Genomic DNA, 21,722 nt, shown 5'->3' on the forward strand with positions numbered 1-21,722 from the left:
GCCAAGTTGAGCGTAGTACACTCAACTTGGTTATCAAGCCCCCCGAAAGGAGCCCTCTTTGGACGTCAAATTCACCACCAAGAGCCAGGAGGCTCTTTCCGCTGCGGCAATGAATGCCTCGACCGCCGGCAACCCGCAGGTTGAACCGGCCCACCTCCTCAAGGCGCTGATGGACCAGCGGGAAGGCGTGGCCGTCGCGCTGCTCCGCGCCACCGGTGCCGACCCCGACGCCGTCAGCGTCCAGGCCAGCAGCGCCATCAAGGCCCTGCCCGCCACGTCGGGCGGATCCAGCCAGCAGGCCCAGCTCAGCCGCCCCGCCCTGCAGGCCATCCAGAACGCCAAGGAAGAAGCGGAGCGGCTGGGTGACACGTTCGTGTCCACCGAAGTCCTGCTGCTGGGCCTCTCCTCCGCCAGCGATGCCACCGGCCGGTTGCTGCGCGACGCCGGGGCCTCCCATGAGGCGCTGCTCGCCGCCCTGCCGGGTGTCCGGGGCGACCGGAAAGTCACCAGCCCTGACCCGGAAAACACCTTCCAGTCGCTCGAAAAGTTCGGCACTGACCTCACCGCCATGGCCCGCGCCGGCAAACTGGACCCCGTCATTGGCCGCGATACCGAAATCCGCCGCATCGTCCAGGTCCTGAGCCGCCGCACCAAGAACAACCCCGTAATCATTGGCGAGCCCGGCGTCGGCAAGACGGCCGTCGTCGAAGGGCTGGCCCAGCGCATCGTGGCCGGAGACGTGCCGGAAAGCCTCCGCGGCAAGACCCTGATCGCCCTGGACCTCGCATCCATGGTGGCCGGAGCCAAGTACCGCGGCGAGTTCGAGGAGCGGCTCAAGGCCGTGCTGGAGGAGATCAAGAACTCCGAAGGGCAGATCGTTACCTTCATCGACGAGATCCACACCGTGGTGGGTGCCGGCGCTACCGGCGATTCCTCCATGGACGCTGGCAACATGCTCAAGCCCATGCTGGCCCGCGGCGAACTGCGCCTGATCGGTGCCACCACGCTGGACGAGTACCGCGAAAACATCGAAAAGGATGCAGCCCTGGAACGCCGCTTCCAGCAGGTCTATGTGGGTGAGCCCAGCGTTGAGGACACCATCGGGATCCTTCGCGGCCTGAAGGAGCGCTACGAGGCGCACCATAAGGTGGCCATCGCGGACTCCGCGCTGGTAGCTGCCGCCACGCTGTCCAACCGCTACATCTCGGGGCGCCAGCTGCCGGACAAAGCCATCGACCTGGTGGATGAGGCCGCGTCCCGGCTCCGCATGGAGATCGACTCCGCGCCGGAGGAAATCGACCAGCTCCAGCGGCTGGTGGACCGGCTCACCATGGAAGAACTGGCGCTGCAGGACGAAAAGGACGCCGCCTCTGTGGAGCGCCTGGACGCACTCCGGGCCGACAAAGCCGACAAAGAAGAGGAACTCAATGGCCTCAAGGCCCGCTGGGAGGCCGAGAAGGCCGGGCTCAACCGGGTGGGCGACCTCAAGGCAAAGCTGGACGAACTCCGCAGCGCCTACGAGAAAGCAGCCCGCGAAGGCGACCTGGAAACGGCGTCACGCGTGTTGTACGGCGAGATTCCGGCACTCGAACGCGAACTGAACGCCGCTGCCGAGGCTGAAGCCGCCGTCACGGACAAGTCCGCGCAGATGGTGGCCGAACAGGTGACCGCGGACGACATCGCCGAGGTCATCTCCGCGTGGACCGGAATTCCGGCCGGCCGCATGCTGCAGGGCGAGAGCCAGAAGCTGCTGCACATGGAGGAGGAACTGGGCAGGCGGCTCATTGGCCAGTCCAAGGCCGTCACCGCGGTGTCCGACGCCGTCCGCCGCGCCCGTGCCGGGATCAGCGACCCCAACCGCCCCACCGGTTCCTTCCTGTTCCTTGGCCCGACGGGGGTGGGCAAGACCGAGCTTGCCAAGGCCCTGGCGGATTTCCTGTTCGACGACGAACGCGCCATGGTGCGCATCGACATGTCCGAGTACGGCGAGAAGCACTCCGTGGCCCGGCTGGTCGGGGCCCCTCCCGGATACGTCGGCTACGAGGAAGGCGGCCAGCTGACCGAGGCCGTCCGCCGCCGCCCCTACTCTGTGGTGCTGCTGGACGAGGTGGAGAAGGCGCACCCCGAAGTCTTCGACATCCTCCTCCAGGTGCTCGACGACGGCCGGCTCACCGACGGCCAGGGCCGCACCGTGGACTTCCGCAACGTCATCCTGGTGCTGACATCCAACCTCGGCAGCCAGTTCCTGGTGGACCAGACCCTGGATGCCGCCGCCAAGCGCAACGCCGTCATGGCCACCGTCAACGCGTCCTTCAAGCCCGAGTTCCTCAACCGGCTCGACGAAGTGGTGCTGTTCGACGCCCTCACGGTGGAGGAGCTGGCGCACATCGTGGAGCTGCATGTGGCGGAGCTGGGCCGCCGGCTCCACGAGCGCCGGCTCACCCTTGAGGTCACCGACGGCGCGAAAGCGTGGCTGGCCCTGTCCGGTTACGATCCCGCGTACGGTGCCCGTCCGCTGCGCCGCCTGGTGCAGCGTGAGATCGGCGACCGGCTGGCCAAGGCCATCCTGGCCGGGGACATCAGCGACGGTGACACGGTCCTGGTTGATACCGCGGCGGATCTCGGCGAACTCGCCGACGGCAACGTGGACACGCTGACGGGCGCTGCGCTCCCAGTTCGGGCTTGTCCGTTCGGCGGAAAGACTAGCCGGCAGGCTCACGCGCCGGCGTGCTGCCCGGGCGGATCGCTCGTCAGGGCAGCACGCTGGCGGTAATCACGTTGCCGGTATCGGCTGTGACGTAGCAATCCACCCGGCGGTCGCCCGAGTCCCAGCTGGTACTGCTGGGGAAGCTGCGCTGGTAGTTGAGATGGAACTGGTTGGCCGCCGGGCCGAGCGTGGCCGCCTGGCATGCCTCCAGCGCCTTGGCTTTCAACGGGTCAGCCCCCGGGTAGGCGGCTGCGGCCGGATAGCTGTACGTTGCCACCAGTTGCGCCGAATGCCCGGTATCGCAGGACACCACCGTGGACGCCAGGGCTTCGGGATCGAAGTCCTTGAAGCAGTCGCCCACCGCGTAGGCGGCAGGTGCCACCCCGTCGCGTGGAAGTGGCTGGGGAGTGGCCGGGGCTGTGGCGGTGGTCTGCAGCACACCCGGCGCGTCGGCCGCGGACTTGTCGGCACCGGAGGATGAGTTCAACCACACGGCAAGCCACACGAGCGAGCCGGCAACGGCCACGATCACGACGACGAAGAACACCTTCCAGAAGGTCACCCTGTTGGGTGCGCGGCGGGGTGGCGGTTCCGGGAGAGGCTGGGACCACGTGACAGATTCCGGGGCGGGCGCTGAACCGTTGCCCCCGCTTGGGACCCTTGGCAGGCTGCCGGTGTGCGGCGGCGAGGCAGGCTTCGGCGGGATGTCCTGGTGGTTCACGGGTGCGCATCCTCCTGGGGTTTGTTCCGCGGCTCGCCAACGGCCGGTCAAAATCGGCAGTTCTTAAGTGACTCTACCGAAGAAAAATGCCGTGATCCTGCGGGCCGAAGTGAGCCATGGTACCCCACGCCCCGGCTCGGGGCCGTTGGCGGCAAGCAGGGGCAGCCGAAAGCATGTAATCTAGGTGTACGACAAATTGACCAAACATTCCGGGGCCTCACCGATCGCCAAGGTGACCACCTCCGGTCCAAGTACAAAAGGGGGTCACGCCATGGGGCGCGGCCGTCAAAAGGCAAAAGCTACCAAGCAGGCTCGGGACATCAAGTACTACTCCCCGAACACTGACTACTCGGCACTTCAGCGTGAGCTGACGGGCCCAGGCAGTCGTTCAACGAGCCATTACTCGAATGAACCGGTCGAGCCGGACTATTCGGCCTATGTGGATAAGTACGCGGATGATTTGGATGACGATGACGACGAGGTTGACAACCGTCGCATCGGCTAGCTGTCGTAAGGCCGCCGTGGCCCCGGGCTTCCCCGTTCGCGGCGCAGCTAAGCGCTAACAGACTCCGCAGGTGCTGTCCCCGCAGCTTAGGGATGGCACAGGACCTCCTTTCCAGTACCCGCTTTCGGGTGACTGCTGACATGAGGAAGCCCGCTGCCTTCCCGGACATCCGGTGGCAGCGGGCTTTCCGGCGTTGGTAACCTGACCGGATGACTGTTCGGACCAACTACGCCAATGGTGAGCCCTGCTGGGCGGATCTGCAGACCCCCGATGTCGCCGCCGCCAAAGACTTTTACGCCAGCGTTTTCGGCTGGACCTACCAGGACTTTCCCACCCCGGACGGCCGCAGCTACGCACAGGCCTTCATGAACGGCCAGCTGGTTGCCACCATTGCGCCGCAGGGCCCTTTGCAGGCGCCGGGCACTCCGGCGCAATGGAATATCTACTTCGCGGCCGCAGACGCCGCAGCGCTGCTTGACGATGCCACCCGTGCAGGCGGCGACGTCCAGTTCGGGCCTGAAGAGGTAGGCGGCACCGGCGTCTTGGCTTTCCTCGCCCCGCCTGGTGGCGGGACCACGGGCATCTGGCAGGCCGGTACTCACTTCGGCAGCCACCTCTTCAACGAGCCAGGTGCGCTGGCTTGGGCGGAATTGTCCACGCCCGAGCCGCAGGCCGCCGTCGGCTTCTTTCAGCACCTGTTCGGGCACGAGGTCACCGAATACCCGCAGGACGACGGCGGCAGCTACAGCACGCTGCTCATCGATGGTGGCGAGGTGGCCGGCGTCGTTCCTGCCGAAGAAAGCGAGGAAGCGTCCTGGCAGGTCTACTTTGGCGCGGCGGACATTCGCGGCGCAGCGGAGGTTGCGGTCCAGGCCCGGGGAGAGGTCATCGTGGAGCCGGATGAGCATCCTGCCGACGGTTCACTGATCACCATCAAGGACCCGCAGGGCGGCATCCTCAGCCTGATCCAGGTCAATTAACAACAGTGGGGTCCCCCACCGTGCGGTGCGGGACCCCAAATGTTTGCGGCTTTACGCGTAGGCGTTGACCATGCGGACTGCGCCGCCGTCCACGCCCTTGGCGCCCTGGACGTAGTCGGGGCCGGATTTGGAAATGGAATCCGAATCCTCCGTGACCGTGCCCATGACCCAGGACGGCAGGCCCCGGTCGTTCAGGCGCGCGACCGCGGCGTTGGCGGCGTCGGGGGATACGATGGCCACCATGCCCACGCCGAGGTTGAGGGTGCGTTCGAGATCGGGCAGCGGGACGTTGCCAAGTTCGGACACCAGCTTGAAGATCGCGGGCAGTTCCCAGGTGGCGCGGTCCACCGTGGCCACCAGCCCCTGCGGGAGGACCCGGGCCAGGTTGGCGGCCAGGCCGCCGCCGGTGACGTGGCTGAAGCCGTGCACGGCGGCACCGGCGCTGACCGGGAAGGTGCGGGCCAGGTCCAGGCAATCGGCTGCGTAGACGCGGGTGGGTTCCAGGAGTTCCTCGCCCAGCGTGCGTCCCAGTTCGGAGACCTGGCGGTCCAGTGCCCAGCCGGCGTGGTTGATGACGCGGCGGACAAGCGAGTAGCCGTTGGAGTGCAGGCCGGAGGAGGCCATGCCGATGACCACATCGCCGGCGCGGACGCGGTCCGGGCCAAGCAGGGCGTCGGCTTCCACAACGCCGGTGGCTGCGCCGGCGACGTCGTATTCGTGCTCGCCCAGCAGGCCCGGGTGCTCTGCGGTCTCGCCGCCCACCAGGGCGGTTCCGGCCACGGAGCAGGCTGCGGCGATGCCGCGGACGATGTCCGCGATGCGCTCGGGGACCACTTTGCCGCAGGCGATATAGTCGGTCATGTACAGCGGCTCGGCACCTACCACCACGATGTCGTCCACCACCATGCCCACCAGGTCGAACCCGATCGTGTCGTGGATGTCCATGGCCTGGGCGATGGCAACCTTGGTGCCAACACCGTCCGTGGAGGTGGCCAGCAGCGGCTTCTTGTACGTCAGGAGCCTGGAGACGTCGTAGAGTCCGGCGAAGCCGCCCACCCCGCCGATCACCGAGGAGTTGTGGGTCGCCTTGACAGCGTCCTTCATGAGCTCGACGGCGCGGTCCCCGGCTTCAACGTCCACGCCCGCGGAGGCGTAGGTGATGCCGGAGTTCTCTGCGGCGGTGTTGGCGGAAGTCATACGGAGTCCTTCTTGTCGGCGCTGGTGGCGGCGTGTACGTCGGGCACGAGGTCGGCTTCGGTCAGCAGGTTTTCGAATTCGGAGTCCGGCCCGGGATCGCAGCCGGTGGCGCCGGCTTTCTCCGCCGGGTCCTCCGTGGCGTCAACGGCCAGGGCGGCCGTTTCGCCGGGAAGCGCGGACGGGGACGGCTTGATGCCGCCGAGGTCGGTGCGCTCAAGCAGGTTCTTGCCCAGCTTGTCGGCGTCCGGGAGCTTGATGGGGTACTTGCCGGTGAAGCAGGCGGTGCAGAGCCGTTCGCGCGGCTGCCGCGTGGCCCCGATCATGCCGTCCTCGGAGATGTAGGCCAGCGAGTCCGCGCCGATGGCCTGGGAGATCTCCTCGATGGTGGCGCCGTTGGCGATGAGTTCCGCGCGGGAGGCGAAGTCGATGCCGTAGAAGCAGGGCCACTGTACCGGCGGGGAGGAAATCTTCACGTGGACGGCTGCGGCGCCGGCTTCCCGGAGCATCCGCACAATGGCGCGCTGGGTGTTGCCGCGGACGATCGAATCGTCCACCACCACCACACGCTTGCCGCGGATCACGGATTCAAGGGCGTTGAGCTTGAGCCGGATGCCCAGCTGGCGCAGAGTCTGCGAGGGCTGGATGAATGTGCGGCCCACGTAGGAGTTCTTGACGAACCCGTGTGCAAAGGGGATACCGGATTCTTCGGCGTAGCCGACGGCGGCGGGGGTGCCGGATTCCGGGACAGGAATGACGATGTCTGCCGGCTGCGTGTTTTCGCGGGCCAGCTGGCGGCCCATCTCCACGCGGGACTCGTAGACGGAGCGGCCGGCGATGGCAGCGTCCGGGCGGGCGAGGTAGACGTATTCGAAGACGCAACCGGCCGGCGTCGGCTCCGCGAACCGCTTGGACCGTACGCCGTCCTCGTCGATGGCGATGAACTCGCCAGGCTCGATTTCGCGGATGAAGCTGGCGCCGACGGTGGCCAGTGCGGACTGCTCGGAGGCCACCACCCAGCCGCGTTCCAGCCGGCCGAGGACCAGCGGGCGGATGCCAAAGGTGTCGCGTGCGGCGTACAGGGTGCCTTCATCCATGAAGACGAAGCAGAAGCCGCCCTTGATTTTGGGCAGGAGGTCGGTAGCCGTTTCCTCGAGGGTCTTGCCCGGCTCGCCTTCAAGCAGCGCGGTGACCAGGGCGGTGTCGGAGGTGTTGCCCTGCTTCATTTCGCCGGTGAGTTGCCCGCCGTTGCGCTCGTTGATCATGGCGTTGAGCTCGGCGGTGTTGGTCAGGTTGCCGTTGTGCGCCAGGGCAACCGTGCCCGTGGAGGTCGCGCCGAGTGTGGGCTGCGCGTTGGCCCAGTGGCTGGCGCCGGTAGTGGAGTAGCGGCAGTGGCCCACGGCCAGGTGCCCGGTCAGGGTGTTCAGGGTGGTCTCGTCGAAGACCTGGGAGACGAGTCCCATGTCCTTGTAGACGTTGATCCGCTTGCCGTCGCTGGTGGCTATGCCAGCCGACTCCTGACCGCGGTGCTGCAGTGCATACAGCCCGTAATAGGTAAGTTTTGCTACCTCTTCGCCTGGTGCCCAGACGCCGAAGACGCCACAAGCGTCCTGCGGGCCTTTTTCGCCGGGAAGTAGATCATGGGAAAGTTTTCCATCGCCGCGTGCCACTGATCGATTATCGCACGATATGGGGTATGACTTTTCCGGCTGCCCGTTTGTGACCTGCCAGGCCTGGGGCGTTTGGGACCTGCTAGGCCTGGGGGTCAGTGTCAGGTTCGGAATCCGGGACGGACTCCACCACTGCCCGCTGTTGGCGCTTCACGCTGCGGCGGTCCAGCAACAGTGCCAGTCCGGCGCCCAGGATTGCGCCTGCGGCCGCGAACATCACCAGGAAGAAACCGAACACGGCCCCGGGTTCGAACGTGGTGTCGCCCGGCACCGCGTACGCCACCACTGCGGCTGCGACCACACCCAGCAGCGCTCCGACCACCAGGAAGGGAACGTATTTGGGTGCCCGGCGGACCGTGACTTCGCGCCGCTCGGCAGGGGTTTCTTCAAAAGACATGGCATCCAGCCTACTGCCCGGTGTTTTGGTCCGCGTAACGGGGCGGGGTGCTCCCGGTGCCGGCGAAATTTGCGGCGAAGGGCTGGTAGCCGACCAGGCGGAGACTGATATATCTATTGACACGAAGTGTGGCCGCTGCCATATTGTGCTGTAAGCGTTATGTGCACCCTGTTGTTTATTATGCAACTCAGCGGGCTCGTGAACTGAGGTGGCGTGGTCCCCGGACATGGCATGTCAGCTAGATTGGCACGTGGTGCCGACTCACGGATCCGGCCGGATCCAGGAAAGGAACGCAAGAACCATGGTCCACAAAGTACAAGCAGTCGTTGTCCGGGAGAAGAACGCTCCCGTGTCGCTGGAGACCATCCTGGTGCCGGATCCGGGGCCGGGCGAGGCCCTGGTGGACATCCTGACCTGCGGTGTCTGCCATACCGATCTGCATTACAAGCAGGGCGGCATTGGTGATGACTTCCCGTACCTGCTGGGTCACGAGGCCACCGGTGTGGTGAGCGCCGTTGGCCCCGATGTGACCCAGGTGGCCCCGGGTGACCGGGTGATCCTGAACTGGCGGGCGGTCTGTGGGGAGTGCCGTGCGTGTGCCAAGGGCCAGCCGCAGTACTGCTTCAATACGCACAACGCCACGCAGAAGATGACCCTCGAGGACGGCACGGTCCTTTCCCCTGCCCTGGGCATCGGTGCCTTCGCGGAAAAGACCCTGGTGGCAGCCGGGCAGTGCACCAAGGTGGACCCGGACGTTGACGCTGCCGCGGTTGGCCTGCTGGGCTGCGGCATCATGGCCGGCATCGGTGCCGCCATCAACACCGGCGAGGTCAAGCGCGGAGAGTCCGTGGCCGTGATCGGCTGCGGCGGCGTGGGGATTGCCGCGATCGCGGGCGCGAAGCTCGCGGGGGCGACGACGATCATCGCCGTGGACATCGACGACAACAAGATCGACATGGCACAGTCCCTCGGCGCCACCCATGGCGTGAACTCGCGCCAGGAGGACGCCGTGGAAGCCATCCGGGCCCTCACCGGAGGCAACGGCGCTGACGTGGTGATTGACGCCGTCGGCCGTCCCGAAACGTACAAGCAGGCCTTCTATGCCCGCGACCTTGCCGGCCGCGTGGTGCTGGTGGGCGTCCCGACGCCGGAGATGACGCTCGAACTGCCGCTGCTGGACGTCTTTGGCCGCGGCGGCTCGCTGAAGTCCTCCTGGTACGGCGACTGCCTGCCGTCCCGCGATTTCCCCATGCTGGTTTCGCACTACAAACAGGGCAACCTGGACCTGGACGCGTTCGTGTCCGAGCGGATCTCGATCGACCAGGTGGAGGAGGCTTTCGGCAAGATGCACGAAGGCAAGGTGCTGCGGTCCGTCGTCGAGGTCCAGGCGGCTGGGGCCTCCGCATGAGCGTGACCATCGAGAACCTGGTCACCTCCGGTACTTTTTCACTCGACGGCGGCACCTGGGACGTGGACAACAACGTCTGGATCGGTGGGCAATGACGAGGAATGCGTCATCATCGATGCGCCCCACGATGCCGGAGCGATCATCAGCCAGGTCCGCAGCCGGAAGGTCAAGGCCATCCTGCTCACGCACGCGCACAATGACCACATTGGTGCCGCGCGTGAGGTAGCCGGCGCCCTGGGTGCACCGATTCTGCTGAACCAGGAGGACCTGGTGCTGTGGGAACAGGTGTACCCGGACGCCACACCGGACCGCTACCACTCCGACGGTGACGTGTTCGAGGTTGGCGGGGCAACGCTGAAGGCGATCCACACGCCCGGCCACTCGCCGGGATCCACCTGCTTCTACCTTGAAAGCCAGGGGACGGTGTTCACCGGGGACACGCTGTTCAATGGTGGCCCCGGGGCCACGGGACGGTCCTACAGCGACTACCCGACCATCCTGGCGTCCATCCGCGAACGGCTGCTCACGCTGCCGGCCGACACCGTGGTCCGCACCGGCCACGGGGACAACACCACCATCGCCGCGGAACAGGAAACGCTGGCGAAGGTTCCGCAGTAGCCAGCGGACGTACACGAAAGGTGCCAGCGAAAGGCGCGCCGGGAGAGCCTGGCGCGCCCTTGCCGGCGATCGAACAGCACAAGCCGGTAAGGAAGTTGGAACGATGAAGTTCGGAAAGCAGCCCGCCCCCGTTGCGGATATCAATGAGGATGACCTTTCTGTCCACAAGCCCAAAACGGAGGCGGCCGGGGTCAAGGCCGTCATGGTTGCCCTTGAACGTGCGGTGGCGCAGGCGGGTGTGACCCGGACGGCGCAGTCGCTGCTGCGGTTGAACCAGCGGGGTGGGTTTGACTGCCCGGGCTGCGCGTGGCCGGAGTCGGACAAGAAGCGCAAGGCCGCCGAGTTCTGCGAGAACGGTGCCAAGGCGGTGGCCGAGGAGAACACCCTGCGTACCGTCGGGGCGGAGTTCTGGGCCAGGCACTCCATCGCCGAACTCTCGGAGAAGACCGAGTATTGGCTGGGCAACCAGGGCCGGTTGAGCGAACCGGTGGTGATCCGCGAAGGGGAGACGCATTACTCGCCGATCTCGTGGGCCGAGGCGTTCGAGCTGATCGGCGAACACCTCCGGGCGACCACCCCGGACCGCAGCGTCTTCTACACCTCCGGCCGCACCGCGAACGAGACCGCGTTCCTGTACCAGCTGTTCGCACGCTCCCTGGGCACCAACAACCTGCCCGACTGCTCCAACATGTGCCACGAGTCCTCCGGCTCAGCGCTGAACCCCACCATCGGGATCGGCAAGGGCACGGTCTCCCTGGATGACATCCACGACGCCGAACTGATCTTCGTCGTCGGCCAGAACCCGGGCACCAACCATCCACGGATGCTGTCCGCGCTGAAGGAGTGCAAGGACAAGGGCGGAAAGGTGGTGGCGGTGAACCCGCTGCCCGAGGCCGGCCTGTTCAACTTCAAGGACCCGCAGACCGTCTCAGGCGTGGTGGGCGGCGGCACCCCGCTCGCGGACGAATACCTGCAGATCAAGGTCGGCGGGGACCTGGCGTTGTTCCAGGCGCTCGGCCACCTGCTCCTGGAGGCCGAGGAAGCCAACCCGGGGACCGTCGTCGACCATTCCTTCATCGCCGCCCAGACGGACGGATTCGACGCCTACCGTGAAGCCCGCCGCACGGTGGACTGGGACGAGACCGAGAAGGCCACCGGCCTGACCAGGGGGCAGATCGAGAAGGTGGCGGCGATGCTGGTGGCGTCCAAGGCCTCCATTTTCTGCTGGGCGCTGGGCGTGACCCAGCAGCCGCACTCGGTGGACACCATCAAGGAAATGGTCAACGTGCTGCTGCTGCAGGGCAACTTCGGCAAGCCCGGCGCCGGCGCCTGCCCGGTCCGCGGGCATTCGAACGTCCAGGGCGACCGGACCATGGGCATCTGGGAAAAACCCAAGGAATGGCTTCTGCAGGCGCTGGACACCGAGTTCGGCATCACGTCCCCGCGGCACCACGGCTACGACGCCGTGGAGTCAATGGAGGCCTTCGAACGCGACGAGGTGGACGTGTTCGTCTCGATGGGCGGGAACTTCTCGCTCGCCTGCTCCGACACCGAAGCCTTGGAAGCAGGCATGCAGCGGATCGGGCTGACCGTGCATATTTCCACCAAGCCCAACCGCTCGCACATCGTGCACGGCCGCACCTCGCTGATCCTGCCCACCCTGGGCCGGACCGACAAGGATGACAAGCACTCCAAAGGCGCCCAGTTCCTCTCAGTGGAAGACTCCATGTCCGTGGTCCACTCCACCCAAGGCCGCCTCACTCCGGTCTCCGAGCACCTGCTGGCCGAGCCCGTCATCGTGGCCCGGATGGCAGACGCCACCTTCGGACCGGACCACCCCGTGGACTGGAAGGGCATGGCCGAGGACTACGACGTGATCCGCGACCACATCGCCCGCGTGCTGCCAGGATTCGAGGACTTCAATGCCAGGGTCCGGACCAAGAACGGGTTCGTGCTGCCCAACCCGCCACGCGACACCCGGTCCTTCGCCACCGACATCGGCCGCGGCCGGTTCACCGTCAGTCCCCTGGAGTACCTGACGCCGCCGCCGGGTCACCTGGTGCTGCAGACCATCCGCAGCCACGACCAGTACAACACCACGTTCTACGGCCTGGATGACCGCTACCGCGGCATCTCCGGTGGCCGCCGCGTGATCCTGATCCACCCCGAAGACCTCGCCGAACAGGGCTTCCAGGACCGGGAACTTGTCGATGTGGTCAGCACCTTCCAGGGCGTTGACCGACGCGCGGACAAGTTCCGCCTGGTGGCCTACCCCACCGCGAAGGGCTGTGCCGCGGCCTACTTCCCCGAAGCCAACGCACTGGTCCACAAAGAAAACGTGGCCCGGGAATCCAACACCCCCGGGTTCAAAGCCATGTTCGTCCGCTTCGAGCCGCACCAGGGCGGGGCGGCAGCAGCCGAGGAATCTGCAGGGGAGCTGGCCGGAACGCACGCTTAGCCCACCGAGGTGGTTAGCTGCGCCGGTGCGCGCAATAACGACGGCGGCAGTCCGGCAGGTGCCGGGTGCCGCCGTCGCTGTTCCCCACTCAGGTTTTTATGCCGGGTGGTTCCCGTCGGGACCGGCCTCCGGGTCCAGGTCCTTGCCATAGCCGGGGGACGACGCTTTGGCGGGACCGCAACGTACTTGCTGTGTCAGGCGGGTGGGGCGTGCAGTATCCGTTCCAATGCTTCTTCCCCGGGGGACAGCCTGAGGTAGAAGAGGTCGGGGTAGCCTCTCGGCGGTCCTTCCCCCGGTGCGTGGCCGCATTTCTGGACGGGAGGCCATCGTGGTGGTTCCCAGTCCTGGTGTTCGCTTTGGTAATGGCGGCCTGTGGGTGAGGTCCAGCCGGGTGGTTCGTTCTTGCTTGCGGGTGTTGGTTTCCATCTGGTGGTGTGGCGGAGTTTGTGGTGTTTGGAGCATGGTTGTCCCAGGTTGCGGATCCCGGTGGTGCCGCCCTTGGACCAGGCGAGGATGTGGTCGGCGTCGTTGTCCAGGGAGTTGTTGCTGCAACCCGGGAACGGGCACTTCCCGTCCCGCATCCGCAACCAGGCCCGCATCGCCTTGGTGAGGCGGTAACTTGTCCGGCCGATCTCCAGCGGCGCCCCGTCCCGAGGGTCCACCAACACCCGGTAGAACGATCCGGCCCCGTTTGCGATAAGTTGACGGGCCATGGACGGCGGAATGGGCCCATACCCGTCCAGCATCGCCGGCTCATCGGTCAAACCGATCAGGGAGAGCGCCGGGACGGTGAGCAGCACCTGGGCCCGGATTCGTGAAGACGGATCCTCCTGGGTAGCACTCAATTCGGCAGCGCCACCGCAAGCGCCGACCGAACCCCTGGTGACACTGACGCCGAGAAATGCGTCCACGAACGTGTCTGCCCGAAGCTGCGCCATGCTTCGGCACTCATCAGGTCCCTGCATGCCCCGGGCGATCGCGGTGAGCCGGTTCCACCCCGCCAGTGCCTGGTCCGCGGGAAGGCACGCGGACAGCCAGGCCATCCCGTCCTGGTCCGGCCGGAACTCCACCCGCCGGTCCGCGACCCCCTTGACGTGGCGTTTCTCGATGCTCTCGGCGTGGTGGCGTTCCCGCCAGGTCCGGGCCTTGGCTCTGAACCGGTGCGCCGGCAACTGCCCCACCGGACATCCCCGCGCCGGGTCCGGGGCGTCCGGGTCCAGGAAATGGGCTTCCAACGCCGCCGCCCCCGCGGCATCAAGGCACGCTGTCTCGTCCGCCATCACCACCGCGTGGCCCCAGGAGATCGCGCCGGCTTGCAACGCCTCCAACGTCCGCGGCAACGTCGCCGTCAATGCATGCGAGTCGGCCAGGAACGACGACGCGGCGCGCGGCCCCAGAGCCAGCACACACCCGATCTCCGCCGTGACCGCCATCTCCTGCGCACGTACCGGCGCATCCGGACCGGCAACAGCGTAGGCGCTCTCCGCGTACTTCACCGCGGCCTTGGCCTTCAGGCCAGCGAACCCGGCCTCGACCTCCCGGGTATCGGCAAGAATGTCCAGGCACCCAGCCGCCACAGCAGCCAACGGATCGGCCAGCGAAAACGGCTCAGAACCGCACCCATCTACCTCGGCATTCAGCACAGCCAGGGCAGCCCGGATGTCCTCATAAGCCTTAGCCACCGCTGCCCTTCCCATAAACCAATCATGACAAGGGGGTACGACATTAATAGGACTGCCGGGCCTGTCCCCGGCAGTGGAGGTCAGCTAAACATGGGTTCCGGTCCCGGATTCTCTACGTTCAGCAATGGCGGTCCTCCGTGGCACCGCCCGTGCATTTCGTCATATCCGAAATTGATTGACAGTCAGCGTGGCTGGAGTCACACTGTTGCATATGGTGATTGGTGTTGCGTTAGGTGCTCCCAGCTTTATTCCGGAGTCATCGCTTCTGTTGCTGATGGACCTCCCCACATTCATGAACAGAACGTCTTGGACACCCTCTGTTGCCCCACCTGCTCCGTAATCACCGCAAATCGCTTACTACCCAGCCCTATCGGGAGGAAACACATGACCACCTCAGTGAACGCGCCCCTCAGCGCACGCGGAAAGCTCGCCTCAGCATTGCCTGCCGAGCAGCTGGCTGAAATTACCGAGTTGTTCGCTTTGCGGCGCACCGGCTACTCCCTCGATGCCCCCTTCTACACCGACCCGACAATCTTCAAGCTCGACATGGAGGCCATCTTCGGCCAGCACTGGATCTTTGCCGGCAGCGTTGCCGAGCTGCCGGAGCCGGGCGACTACATCACGGTCGACTACGGCCCCTACTCCCTGATTGTGCTGCGCACCGACGAGGGCGACGTTAATGTCCTGCACAACGTCTGCCGCCACCGCGGTGCACGCGTCCTGACCGAAGCTGCCGGTTCCACCGGAAACCTGGTCTGCGGCTACCACTCCTGGACTTACTCCCCTGAGGGCAACCTGATCCACGCATCCGCCCCCGGCGAAGCCAAGTTCGACAAGAACTGCTTTGCCCTCAAGCGCGCCCACAGCCGCGAGGTTGCCGGGCTCATCTTCGTCTGCATCGCAGACGTTCCGCCCGCAGACTTCGACGAGACCGCCAAGATTTTCGAGCCTTACCTCGCACCCCACGACCTGTCCAAGACGAAGATTGCCTACCAGCAGAACATCATCGAAGAGGGCAACTGGAAGCTCGTCATGGAGAACAACCGTGAGTGCTACCACTGCGACGGACACCCGGAACTCGCCTGCTCGCTCTTCCCCACGTGGGGCCTGACCGAGGGACTGGTCCCGGCCCACCTTGAAGAGGTCTGGGACCGCAACAAGGAAGCCCAGTCCTCCCTCGAGGAGCGGTGCCGCCGCTATGGCCTGCCCTACGAGGTGGTTGAGGAACTCGATACCCGCATTGCCGGTATCCGCATCTCGCGCGAATCCCTGGACGGCGAAGGCGAGTCGTTCTCCGCCGACGGTCGCAGGCTCTCCAAGAAGCTGCTCGGCGACCTTCGGGACTTCCGCCTGGGCCGCTGCTCGATGCACCTGCAGCCCAACAGCTGGTTCCACTTCCTGGGTGACCACGTCATCACGTTCGGAGTCTTCCCCATCAACGAGCACCAGTCCCTGGTCCGCACCACCTGGCTGGTGGCTGACGACGCCGAGGAAGGCGTTGACTACGACCTCGAAAAGCTCACCTACACCTGGAAGCAGACCAACCTGCAGGACAAGGCGTTCGTTGAACTATGCCAGCAGGGTGCTGCCAGCCCCGCCTACGAGCCCGGCCCGTACATGAAGAGCGAATACCAGGTGGAGGCCTTCATCAACTGGTACGTCAAGCGCGTGCAGGAGCACTTGGCATGATTGACGTCCTCACTGAGACGCCGGTCCAGGAACCACAGCGCATCCGCGGCCTTGAAATGCCGTGGAACCGGGTTATGGGCAGCATCGAAGGACCGGCCAGCGCAGCCAAGGCTCTTGGGCCGTGGCATCCGCAGGAGTTCATGGCCGAATGCGTCGAAACCGTTCCCGAAGCGGGCGGCATGATGACCTTCGTCTTCCGCCGCTGCGACGGCGCGCCCCTGGCGTTCCGCGCGGGCCAGTACGTGAACATCGCCTTCCCCGTGAACGGCGAGGACTTGGAACCGGTGGACCGCAGCTACTCGCTGTCCAGCTCACCCACGGAACCGTGGACCTTCAACGTCACCGTCAAGCGCGACCCCGGCGGACTGGTTTCCCCATGGGTGCATGAGAACGTCAGGCCCGGCACCGTCCTGGACATGCTGGGACCTGTTGGGGCATTCCACCTGCCTGACGCCGACCGGCGCGCCCGGTACCTCTTCCTGGCAGCCGGCGCAGGCATCACTCCCATCATGTCGATGCTGCGGACCATCCACTCCCTGCCCGGAACCGCCGATGTGGTGGTGCTCTACCACGGCGCTGAAGCCGGCGGCTTCGCCTTCCACCGGGAGCTGGCCTACATCGCTTCGGTGGACTCGCGCATCAAGGTCTTCTACGCCCTTGGTGACCGAGGCAGGCCCGAGGACTGGGAAGGCTTCACCGGAAGGCTGACGGCGGCCATGATCGACGAGGTGGCGCCCGACGCCAACGGCCGGCAGGTGTACAGCTGCGGACCCGAGGGGTACCTGAACACCGCCACTGAGCTGCTCAAAAACGTGGGCGTCGACGACACCTCCATCTACATGGAGTTCTTCTCCGGCGACCGGCAGACCCTCCTCGAATACCAGGCCGAGCTCGCCCTGGCAGCGGATATCGCCGAGGAAATCGCCGATGAGATCGCCGAGTCCGCCGAGGACTACTTCGAGAGCCAGCCGGCAGCGTTCGGGATCTATGAGCCCGGCTACGACGAGGACGGAACCCTGCAGGCCACGGGGCTGCCGCTGGAAGCTGCCGCCCCGGCCTCGGCGGAAGCCGCCGGATCCGCGACGGAAGCCGCAACCCCGGATGCGTCCAGCTTCGACACCGTGGGAACTGGAAGCCTCACCCTGTCCTTCATGCGCACCGGAATCAATGTGCGGATCGACCCGGAGGAGCACATCCTTGAGGTGGCACAGCGTGCTGGTGTCCGGATCGGCGCCAACTGCAAGGAGGGCATGTGCGGCTCCTGCAAGGTGGTCAAGCTGTCCGGGGAGATCGACATGAACCACCAGGGCGGAATCCGCAAACGGGAAATCGATGCGGGCAAGTTCCTTCCCTGCTGCTCCACCGCGCGCACCGACATGGTGATCGACGCCTAGCCGCTCCCAGGAGCCGTGGGCGCCGCGCCCTGTCCCAAGATTCACCGCAAGCTAGAACCACACGGAAGGGTCTGATGCAGCCAGCGTCAGGCCTTCCGTGGCTATTGAACGCCAATCAAAGGAGCCATGCCCATGTCAGGTAACAAAGCCGTTGCGTACAAGGAGCCCGGGGTCGTCGAGGTCATCGACACCCCGTATCCCTCGTTTGAACTGAAAGCCGGCCCCGGCGTCAATCCCGCCAATGTTGGCCGGAAGGTCCCGCACGGGGTCATCGTGCGCACCGTGAGCACCAACATCTGCGGGTCCGACCAGCACATGGTCCGCGGCCGGACCACGGCCCCGGCCGGCCTGGTCCTGGGCCACGAGATCACCGGCGAAGTCATTGAGACCGGACCCGACGTCGAATTCATCAAGGTCGGGGACATCGTCTCCGTCCCGTTCAACATCTCCTGCGGACGCTGCCGGAACTGCAAGGAGCGCAAGACCGGCATCTGCCTGAACGTCAACCCGGACCGCCCCGGATCCGCCTACGGCTATGTGGACATGGGCGGCTGGGTGGGCGGCCAGGCCGAGTACGTGCTGGTCCCCTACGCGGACTGGAACTTGCTGCGGTTCCCCGACCGGGACCAGGCCCTGGAGAAGATCATGGACCTGACGATGCTCTCCGACATCCTCCCCACCGGCTTCCACGGCGCAGTCACGGCAGGCGTCGGCGTGGGGTCCACCGTCTACGTTGCCGGGGGCCGGCCCTGTCGGGCTTGCCGCGGCCGCCAGCGCCCAACTGCTGGGTGCCGCGGTGGTCATCGTGGGCGACCTTAACGAAGACCGCCTGGCCCAGGCCCGGTCCTTTGGCTGCGAAACCGTCAATGTGGCCAACGGCGACCCCGCAGACCAGATCGAGCAGATCCTCGGCGTCCGGGAGGTCGACTCCGGCATCGACGCCGTCGGCTTTGAGGCCCGCGGACACGGCCACGGCGCCCAGGAGGCACCGGGCACCGTGCTGAACTCACTGATGGACCTCACTACCGCGGGCGGCTCCGTGGGTATTCCCGGCCTCTACGTCACGGGGGACCCGGGAGCCGCGGACGAGGCCGCACGAAAGGGCAGCCTGTCCCTGTCCCTGGGCACCGGTTGGGCGAAGTCCCTCTCCTTCACCACGGGCCAATGCCCGGTCATGAAGTACAACCGCCAGCTGATGATGGCCATCCTCCATGACAGGATCCAGATCGCCAAGGCGGTCAACGCCACGGCCATTTCGCTCGACGATGCCCCGCGCGGATACGCGGAGTTCGACGCCGGAGCTGCCACGAAGTACGTCCTGGACCCGAACGGTTACCTCAACAACTGATATCCGGAGCCCGGTTTCTGAAGAGCATGGGAGCCAGTCCCAAGGATCTACCTTGGGACTGGCTCCTTTTTCGTTGCCGACAATGCCGCTCCGCGGGCAACAAAAAGGTGGTTGGGCCTGCCGGTCTCAAGCAGGCCCAACCACCTGGTGTGATTGGGGCAGATCAGCCGCGGAGGCGCTCCATGCCCGGGTCAAAGAGCGGCTCGGTGCTGACGGTGGCGGCCACGCGCCGGCCGAAGTACTCGATCTCCACGGCGTCTCCTTCGGACACCGACGAGGGCAGCCAGGCGTAGGCGATGGGCTTGCCGATGGTGAAGCCGTACGCCGCGCTCGTGACGTAACCAGCGGCTTCCCCGCCCACGTACACCGGTTCCTTGCCCAGCACCACGGACGTGCCGTCGTCGACCGTCAGGCAGCGCAGAATCTTCGCCGCCGGTTGCACGCGGAGCGACGCCAGCGCCTCGGCACCCACGAACCCGGTCTTGTCCTTCGCCACGGAGAAGCCCAGCCCCGCCTGGTAGGGGTGGTGCTCCGACGTCATGTCCGTGCCCCACAGTCGGTAGCCCTTCTCAAGGCGCATGCTGTTGAAGGCGCCGCGGCCGGCAGCGATGATGCCGTGCTCCTGGCCGGCCTCGAACAGCAGGTCCCAGAGCTTGAGCCCGTACTCGGCGGTGGTGTAGAGCTCCCAGCCGAGTTCGCCCACGTAGGAGAGCCGCATGGCCGTCACCGGGATGCCGCCCACCGAGATTTCCTTGGTCCGGAAGTACTTCAGGCCGTCGTTGGTGAGGTCGTCGGTGCTGACCTTGCCAATCACTTCGCGGGCCAGCGGACCCCACAAACCGATGCAGCAGGTGCTGCCTGTGATGTCCGTGACGTGGACCCACCGGGAGGGATCGGCCGCGGATTGCCGGCGGGCCTCCACCCGGAGGTAATCGAAGTCGACGTTGCTGTTGACGCCCAGCTGGAACTCTTCCTCGGCCAGCCGTGCGACCGTCACGTCCGAGCGGATGCCGCCGTCGTCCGCCAGCAGCAGGCAGTACGTCACGGCACCCGGCTTTTTGGCAATGTTGCCGGTGCTGAGCCGGTGCAGCAGTGCCTGGGCGCCGGGGCCGGCGACGGAGAGGCGCTTCAGCGGCGTCATATCGAAAAGTCCGACGGCGGTGCGCGTCTTCCACGCTTCGGCGGCGGAAATGGGGGAGTGGAACATGGCGGACCAGTCGTCGCGTTCCGGGGTCCGCCATTCGGCGGGAAGTTCCTCGAGGAGTCCGCGGTTGGCTTCGAACCAGTGCGGGCGTTCCCAAGCGGCGGACTCAAGGAAGAAGGCGCCGAGTTCCTTCTGGCGGACGTTGAATGGGCTGACGCGCAGGTCGCGCGGGGATTCACGCGGCTGCAGCGGGTGCATCACATCGTAGATCTCCACGAAGTTCTGCTGGGAGGTTTCGCTGACGTAGGCGTCGGAGGTCTGCACCTTCTCGAAACGGGTCAGCTCGCAGCCGTGCAGGTCGGTCTGCGGCTGGCCATCGATGATCAGCTCTGCCATGGCCTTGGCAACGCCGGCCGAGTGCGTGACCCAAACGGCTTCCGCCACGAAAAAACCCTCGAGGTCAGGCGCCTCGCCCATGAGCGGGCCGCCGTCGGGGGTGAAGGAGAAAATACCGTTGAAGCCATCCTGGATTCCGGTGCTGCGCAGTGCCGGCAGCAGGTCCTGGCTGTCCTCCCACGCGGGTACGAAGTCTTCAAGGGTGAAGTCCAGGCGGGAGGGCATGCGGTGGTCGGACATCTCCCCGGCCGGGACCTTCGGCAGTGCAGACATGTCCACGGGCATCGGTCGGTGCGCGTAGCTGCCGATGCCGATGCGGTCGCCCCACTCGCGGTAGTACAGGTCCTTGTCCTGGTAGCGCAGGATGGGCTTGCTGGCACCCTGCGGCAGCTCGTTGACGCCCTCAAGTTCGGCAAGGGGCGTGGTCACCACGTACTGGTGGGCCAGCGGCAGGAGCGGCACCTCCAGGCCCACCATCTTGCCGAGCTCACGGCCCCAGAACCCTGCGCAGGACACCACGATGTCGGCAGGGATCAGTCCGGCGGAGGTCTCGACGCCGGTGACCTTGCCGCCCTCACGGGCGATGCCGGTGACGGTGGTGGACCCGCGGTAGGTGACGCCGCGTTCGCGCGTGCGCTCGATCAGCAGCTGTACGGCGCGGGCCGCCAGGGCGAGGCCGTCGGTGGGGATGAGCAGGCCGCCCAGGACCTCCCGGCCGCCGCTGAGCTTGCCTGTGTTCAGCAGGGGGTAGATCTTTTCGCATTCGTCGGCGTCCACGATCCGGCTTTCGACACCCCAGGAGGTCATCACGCCCATCTTGCGCTTGAGGTCGGCCAGGCGCTCCGGAGTCGTTGCCAGTTCCAGGCCGCCTACTTGGTTGAAGCAGGACTGGCCGTCCTTGCTCAGGGCGAGCAGCTTGTTGACGGTGTACGTTGCGAATTCCGTCATGGTCCTGGACGGGTTGTTCTGGAACACGAGGCCCGGAGCATGCGATGTGGAGCCGCCTGCCAGCTCCAGCGGGCCCTGCTCGACGACGGTGATGTCGTTCCAGCCGCGGCCTGCCAGCTCGTCGGCGAGGTTGGTGCCGACGATGCCGGCTCCGATGATGACGACGCGGGGTGATGCGCTCATAATTTCGTGGTTCTCCTGGTTGGTGCTGGAATCCGCCTGACCGGGTGATGGAATTTGCTTCGCTATGAGCAACGCGCATCACTATATGCAACACGGTGGCGCAGCTCACATGGATTGTCAAGGGTTTCCTGCATTGTTGCGCCCGCTGCCGTTACTGTTTCAGCACGTTCTGGCTGGATTCGGCGCACGCGTGCTGGACACGGAAAAGAGGCCTCCGCCGCTGTTGCGGCGAAGGCCTCTGTATGTTGGGCCCGATTATCGGTTGCCCGGCGGCGTGGTG

The 21,722-nt window shown here is 66.0% G+C and carries 12 protein-coding genes and 3 pseudogenes; 9 read left to right on the forward strand and 6 right to left on the reverse strand.

The features are described from left to right. Positions 1–58 precede the first annotated feature (58 nt). A pseudogene (clpB, locus tag QF050_RS06145) lies at positions 59–2,706 on the forward strand (ATP-dependent chaperone ClpB). Between the two features lie 44 nt (positions 2,707–2,750). Here clpB and QF050_RS06150 read toward each other — a convergent pair. Continuing rightward, positions 2,751–3,428: a septum formation family protein gene (locus QF050_RS06150; protein WP_308929636.1), complete on the reverse strand. Its 678-nt coding sequence runs from the start codon at positions 3,426–3,428 to the stop codon at positions 2,751–2,753. 271 nt (positions 3,429–3,699) lie between these two features. Here QF050_RS06150 and QF050_RS06155 point away from each other — a divergent pair, with 271 nt between their 5' ends. Both QF050_RS06155 and QF050_RS06160 read left to right on the forward strand, forming a co-directional pair. Beyond that, positions 3,700–3,933, forward strand: a complete 234-nt coding sequence (locus QF050_RS06155; protein WP_018772127.1) for a DUF3073 domain-containing protein — start codon at positions 3,700–3,702, stop codon at positions 3,931–3,933. Between the two features lie 209 nt (positions 3,934–4,142). Beyond that, positions 4,143–4,913, forward strand: a complete 771-nt coding sequence (locus QF050_RS06160) for a VOC family protein (protein WP_308929637.1) — start codon at positions 4,143–4,145, stop codon at positions 4,911–4,913. A gap of 51 nt (positions 4,914–4,964) precedes the next feature. Here the strand turns inward: QF050_RS06160 and purM are convergent, their stop codons facing one another. The 3 genes from purM to QF050_RS06175 all read right to left on the reverse strand — a co-directional run bounded on the left by purM (position 4,965) and on the right by QF050_RS06175 (position 8,174). Further along, positions 4,965–6,110, reverse strand: coding sequence for a phosphoribosylformylglycinamidine cyclo-ligase (gene purM / locus QF050_RS06165; RefSeq protein WP_308929638.1), 1,146 nt, complete (start codon positions 6,108–6,110; stop codon positions 4,965–4,967). Beyond that, complete coding sequence (purF, locus tag QF050_RS06170) at positions 6,107–7,777, reverse strand: amidophosphoribosyltransferase (protein ID WP_308929639.1); 1,671 nt, start codon at positions 7,775–7,777, stop codon at positions 6,107–6,109. The genes purM and purF overlap by 4 nt, the downstream gene beginning before the upstream one ends. A gap of 82 nt (positions 7,778–7,859) precedes the next feature. Then, the gene (locus QF050_RS06175) at positions 7,860–8,174 is read right to left on the reverse strand and encodes a hypothetical protein (protein WP_308929640.1); all 315 of its coding nucleotides are present in this window, start codon (positions 8,172–8,174) and stop codon (positions 7,860–7,862) included. Between the two features lie 301 nt (positions 8,175–8,475). Between QF050_RS06175 and QF050_RS06180 the strand changes: the two genes are divergently transcribed. From QF050_RS06180 to QF050_RS06190, 3 genes and pseudogenes are all read left to right on the forward strand, one after another. After that, positions 8,476–9,582 carry an S-(hydroxymethyl)mycothiol dehydrogenase gene (locus tag QF050_RS06180; protein ID WP_308929641.1) on the forward strand — a complete coding sequence of 369 codons (1,107 nt, stop codon included), beginning with the start codon at positions 8,476–8,478 and terminating at the stop codon, positions 9,580–9,582. Next, positions 9,579–10,200, forward strand: a pseudogene (locus QF050_RS06185) (MBL fold metallo-hydrolase). Before QF050_RS06180 ends, QF050_RS06185 begins: the two are co-directional and overlap by 4 nt. A gap of 103 nt (positions 10,201–10,303) precedes the next feature. Continuing rightward, positions 10,304–12,658: an FdhF/YdeP family oxidoreductase gene (locus QF050_RS06190; RefSeq protein WP_308929642.1), complete on the forward strand. Its 2,355-nt coding sequence runs from the start codon at positions 10,304–10,306 to the stop codon at positions 12,656–12,658. A 194-nt stretch (positions 12,659–12,852) separates the two neighbouring features. Here the strand turns inward: QF050_RS06190 and QF050_RS06195 are convergent, their stop codons facing one another. Continuing rightward, positions 12,853–14,355 (reverse strand): DUF222 domain-containing protein, encoded by a 1,503-nt coding sequence (locus QF050_RS06195; protein ID WP_308929643.1) that lies wholly within the window; start codon positions 14,353–14,355, stop codon positions 12,853–12,855. Positions 14,356–14,724: 369 nt separating this feature from the next. On the opposite strand from QF050_RS06195, the gene QF050_RS06200 reads away from it, so the two are divergent. From QF050_RS06200 to fdhA, 3 genes and pseudogenes are all read left to right on the forward strand, one after another. Continuing rightward, positions 14,725–16,029, forward strand: a complete 1,305-nt coding sequence (locus tag QF050_RS06200) for an aromatic ring-hydroxylating dioxygenase subunit alpha (protein WP_308929644.1) — start codon at positions 14,725–14,727, stop codon at positions 16,027–16,029. Next, positions 16,026–17,423 (forward strand): ferredoxin reductase, encoded by a 1,398-nt coding sequence (locus QF050_RS06205; protein WP_308929645.1) that lies wholly within the window; start codon positions 16,026–16,028, stop codon positions 17,421–17,423. Before QF050_RS06200 ends, QF050_RS06205 begins: the two co-directional genes overlap by 4 nt. A gap of 132 nt (positions 17,424–17,555) precedes the next feature. Next, positions 17,556–18,771: pseudogene (gene fdhA / locus QF050_RS06210) on the forward strand (formaldehyde dehydrogenase, glutathione-independent). Between the two features lie 163 nt (positions 18,772–18,934). Here fdhA and QF050_RS06215 read toward each other — a convergent pair. Then, entirely contained in the window at positions 18,935–21,442 is a 2,508-nt protein-coding gene (locus tag QF050_RS06215) for an FAD-dependent oxidoreductase (RefSeq protein WP_308929646.1), read from the reverse strand. Positions 21,443–21,722: the final 280 nt, after the last annotated feature.

Source organism: Arthrobacter sp. SLBN-112 (genome assembly GCF_030944625.1).
Lineage (GTDB): Bacteria > Actinomycetota > Actinomycetes > Actinomycetales > Micrococcaceae > Arthrobacter.